Source organism: Xylanibacter muris (genome assembly GCF_013166605.1).
GTDB classification, from domain to species: domain Bacteria; phylum Bacteroidota; class Bacteroidia; order Bacteroidales; family Bacteroidaceae; genus Prevotella; species Prevotella muris.
The window spans coordinates 1-4,045 of sequence record NZ_JABKKF010000024.1 but is presented as its reverse complement, the minus strand read 5'-3'; the positions used below and the strand labels follow the sequence as shown (position 1 = coordinate 4,045).

At 38.2% G+C, this 4,045-nt stretch carries 3 protein-coding genes and 2 tRNA genes; 2 read left to right on the top strand and 3 right to left on the bottom strand.

The annotated features are described in order from the left end of the window. Positions 1 to 201: 201 nt before the first annotated feature. A tRNA-Pro gene (locus tag HPS56_RS13160) sits at positions 202 to 274 on the bottom strand. A 150-nt stretch (positions 275 to 424) separates the two neighbouring features. On the opposite strand from HPS56_RS13160, the gene HPS56_RS13155 reads away from it, so the two are divergent. Continuing rightward, positions 425 to 497, top strand: a tRNA-Phe gene (locus HPS56_RS13155). 209 nt (positions 498 to 706) lie between these two features. Here HPS56_RS13155 and HPS56_RS13150 read toward each other — a convergent pair. Next, positions 707 to 1,774, bottom strand: a complete 1,068-nt coding sequence (locus HPS56_RS13150) for an RES domain-containing protein (protein WP_172277605.1) — start codon at positions 1,772 to 1,774, stop codon at positions 707 to 709. Between the two features lie 152 nt (positions 1,775 to 1,926). Between HPS56_RS13150 and HPS56_RS13145 the strand changes: the two genes are divergently transcribed. Beyond that, positions 1,927 to 2,832, top strand: a complete 906-nt coding sequence (locus HPS56_RS13145; protein ID WP_172277602.1) for an IS982 family transposase — start codon at positions 1,927 to 1,929, stop codon at positions 2,830 to 2,832. A gap of 21 nt (positions 2,833 to 2,853) precedes the next feature. On the opposite strand, the gene HPS56_RS13140 is transcribed toward HPS56_RS13145, so the two are convergent. Continuing rightward, positions 2,854 to 3,921 (bottom strand): Fic family protein, encoded by a 1,068-nt coding sequence (locus HPS56_RS13140; RefSeq protein WP_172277598.1) that lies wholly within the window; start codon positions 3,919 to 3,921, stop codon positions 2,854 to 2,856. Positions 3,922 to 4,045: the final 124 nt, after the last annotated feature.

Sequence of the window (4,045 nt, the reverse complement as noted above, 5' to 3'; positions counted from 1 at the left end):
TGGCAGAATTAATTGTGCCAATGCCAATAGTCCTTGAGTGTTCATGATGCAAAGGTAGCACTTTTCGGATAAATAAAAGAAACTCCCCCCGGTTTGTCGGGTGAGCCATCTTTATTTTTAAGACATTTACAGAATATCCCTGTTTGTTGAAATAACAAAAACAGCATATTGTAATGATTACAACATGCTGTCTTTATTTAGTCGGGATGAGGCGACTCGAACGCCCGACCCCTACGTCCCGAACGTAGTGCGCTACCAACTGCGCTACATCCCGTTTGCAAATCAATTATACCGTACTATGGTTATTTTCTTGTTTGCGAGTGCAAAGGTACAACATTTTTTTGAAACACATGCATTTTTATTGGGAAAAATTTGCAAATATAAAAAAAAACATCTACCTTTGCACCCGCAAATAAGGAACAATGGTGCCATAGCTCAGTTGGTAGAGCAAAGGACTGAAAATCCTTGTGTCCCCGGTTCGATTCCTGGTGGCACCACTGACATCCAAAAACAAGTCACTGATTCTCAATGACTTGTTTTATTTTAAGGCTCTCCCTTTATCCGAATATTGGCTCAGTAGAAATATGTCCGAGAATCTTCCATCTCCTTAACTTTTTTATATTTTAGTTGATATTGGAGGCTTACGGTTCGGGGGCTGCGAACATATATTGTTCGGTCTTTCGGATACCATAATCTAAACATTTGCTTACATATCTCGATATATGAGGTCGCTCTCTTTTGTCATAAGCACTTCTTCCATAAGGTTAAACGAGGACATATAATAGGCGGTTTTATCTTTATCTCCATCCAAATATTGAAAATTATCCTCATCATTAAAACTTAACAGGCGTAAGTTTCCCAACATTACCTCATATTCATAACAAGTAGGCTTAGTTAATTTAAACAGCGATGCAAGAACAGGGCAATAATTGGTCTTGGATGGCATTTTCTGAACTGGAAGAGCTATATTCTCCCACTCATAATCGAGATCAAAAAATTCTCGATTGAAAAAAGACGAAGTATATATTACTCCTAACAGTTTATGTTTTGGTCCTTTTTCTATAGACCATTCAAGAACAAATTGCGGAATAATATATTCTGGCTTGAATACATCCTCTGCATTGCGTACAGGGATAGTACATGCTATTATAATTGGAAGATATTTAAGATATAGATCCTCCAATTTCTTAAACCTTTCTACAGTAGGTATTCTTAAATCTAAAACACGAAAATTCCCTGTGGGAGAAAATCGAGATACCAATGTAGATTCTATCGGAGGACGGTGCATTTCTTCCCAGCTACCATAAAGACTTTTTGCTAGATATAAGCAAGGATAACCGGGTGTGCTATATCTCTGAGTTTTGATATTGCGGATTAAATTAAATGGAATGTGAAATATTTCCTTCCTTGGAATATTTTTTCTCAATGAACATATTCTCATCCTATACAACGCAATATCTTTATCATGGGTGTATATTAAACCCTCAGAAAAAAGTCCATTAAGAAGATTCTTTAGTTGAGTATAGGCAGTGGATCTCCTGCCAGAGAGGCTTGAAGTGAGTATATTGAAGATTTTATCCCATACCTTTTTGATTGACTCAAACTCACTAGAATCAGAATCAATACCGTGACTTATTAAAAGCGTAAGATAATCAAGCTTACAACCACTAAGGACCTTCTCAAAATCATTAGAATAATCTTTTTGAAAAACTTGACTACGTTCGAATATGGCATTTCTTACCATATCTAAAAAGTTTTCAGGATTCAATACCATAGTTTTAAATAACGTGAGTTCGATGAATTCAAAATAAAGCGAGCTATGTATCTAATGTAACGTGAGTTCGACGAATTATAATCATCTTTAAATTGGGTGGTTGGCAAAAATTGTTGTAACTTTATAGAGCTCAATTACAAACAATAATCGCTATGCTCACCGATGACAAAGTTACTGAATTATTTTGTATGGCCAATAACTTTTGTAAGTTTTTTGATATCATGATGGAAAAATATACGTTGAAATCAGACAGGAAGCGTAACTATCATCGCGAGTCAACCCTATCAAAGGCAGAAATCATGCTGATAATGATACTGTTTCATGATTCAGGCTACTGTTGCCTGAAACATTTTTATTTGAAAAAAGTATGCAAGCATCTGCAACATCTTTTCTCTAAGATTGTCTCTTACAACCGTTTTGTGGAACTTAAAAAAGAGATATCCGTCCCTTTAGCCCTGTTCATCAAGAAGGTTCTGCTTGGAAAATGCACAGGTATAAGTTTCGTGGACAGCACACCTCTGAGGGTATGCAGGAATCAAAGGATACATATCCATAAAGTATTCAAGGGCATAGCCCAAAGAGGCAAATGCTCTATGGGATGGTTCTTCGGTTTCAAGTTGCATCTGATTTGTAACGAGAAAGGAGAATTACTCAACTTCATGATAACTCCGGGAGATGTGGATGACAGGAAACCGTTGGAATACAAGACCTTTATTAAATTTATCTATGGCAAGCTGGTTGCAGACAAAGAATACATCGGCAAAAATCTTTTCCAAAGGTTGTTTGTTGACGGCATACAGATTGTCACAAAACTTAAAAACAATATGAAGGGAGCTTTAATGAGTGTATCGGACAGACTGCTGCTCCGCAAACGGGATGTTATAGAAACAGTAAACGATGAATTGAAAAACATTGCACAGGTGGAGTATTCAAGACACAGGAGTTTTGACAAATTCATTGTAAATGTACTTGGGACAATTGCTGCTTATTGCATGTTTCCAAAAAAGCCATGTATCAATGTGCAACACACATTAGATACACAGCTCGCATTATTTTGAATTCGTCGAACTCACGTTAAATTACAATTTTGTCAAGACGACCTGCCATTTGCCTGTCTTTCGCGCTCCTGATCGTATAATGTACCCCTTTTCTTGAAGGAATTTCATGTGCTTTTGAACCGCAGAACGATTTATATCCAAGATTTCAGCCAGTTCTGAAATAGATAACGATGGGTCGCTTATTAGTTGGTTGATGATTTCTACGACGTTAGGATTGTCAAAGCGCACCCAGCCACCGCTATACCACCACTGGCCACCAGTTCCTTCGGCTACTACCATATCTGTTTGCATCTCAACAGTCATAAGTCGTTCAAGATAATCTACAAATGCCTTTACTTGCTTCAAGCTGGCATTGGCCCCATCAGAAGGCATCGTCCCCACCAACTTGTCAACGGCAGATAAAGCTTCCAGATATTGTCGTTTTGTCTTAGTAGGCACGACAATTAAAGGATAGTCATGCCTTGCTAATATGAAGTTCATCATAAGGCGTGCAATACGCCCATTACCATCTTCAAAAGGGTGTATTCTTATGTATCGATAGTGAAATAAAGCCGCAAGTTCGAGTGGATTGAGTTCTTCTTTGGCTTCTTCTTCCCGATACCATTTAACCAAATCGGTCATCAGCCCTGGAGTTTCTTCGGGGCTGGCATATTCAAACCGTTCTCCCGAAGGAGTGATAACTGAGTTGGGACGGGTCTTGTAACATCCTGCATGAACAGTATATGAAGTAGTGACACCTCCCGGTAAATTGCGGTAAACTTCATAATCTTCACGAAGAAGGATTTTATGCATCTGACGGATGAATGTCTCAGTAAACGGGTTGTCTGACACTGCTTCTGAAAGCACCATTTTAAGTCCGACATTATGCGCTTTCATTTCTTCCAGATCAAACATCTTTGCCTCTCCGATAACCCTTCCGAACAAAAGAAGGATCTCTGTTTGCCCGTAAGTCAGAGTATTTCCCTCTATATGGTTACTGTTGTAGTTAAACTCAATAGAGAACTTTCGTGCCAACTGGTCTTTGACCGCATCACGTTGCGGTTTCAGTTCTCTCCATCTATTTAATATGTCAATAGTAAGCTGTTTCATTTTTACGAATTTGCTGCAAATGTACATATAAATCGCGAGATTTCTACACCGACAGAATAAAAAGGTCAAGGCCGTGACAAATTATCTGCCATTTATACCGTGCTTTATGCACATTTATTGGTAA

Coding starts and splice junctions, on each gene's coding strand:
- HPS56_RS13150 (WP_172277605.1), bottom strand. CDS start 1,774: ATGGTATTGAATCCTGAAAACTTTTTAGATATGGTAAGAAATGCCATA.
- HPS56_RS13145 (WP_172277602.1), top strand. CDS start 1,927: ATGCTCACCGATGACAAAGTTACTGAATTATTTTGTATGGCCAATAAC.
- HPS56_RS13140 (WP_172277598.1), bottom strand. CDS start 3,921: ATGAAACAGCTTACTATTGACATATTAAATAGATGGAGAGAACTGAAA.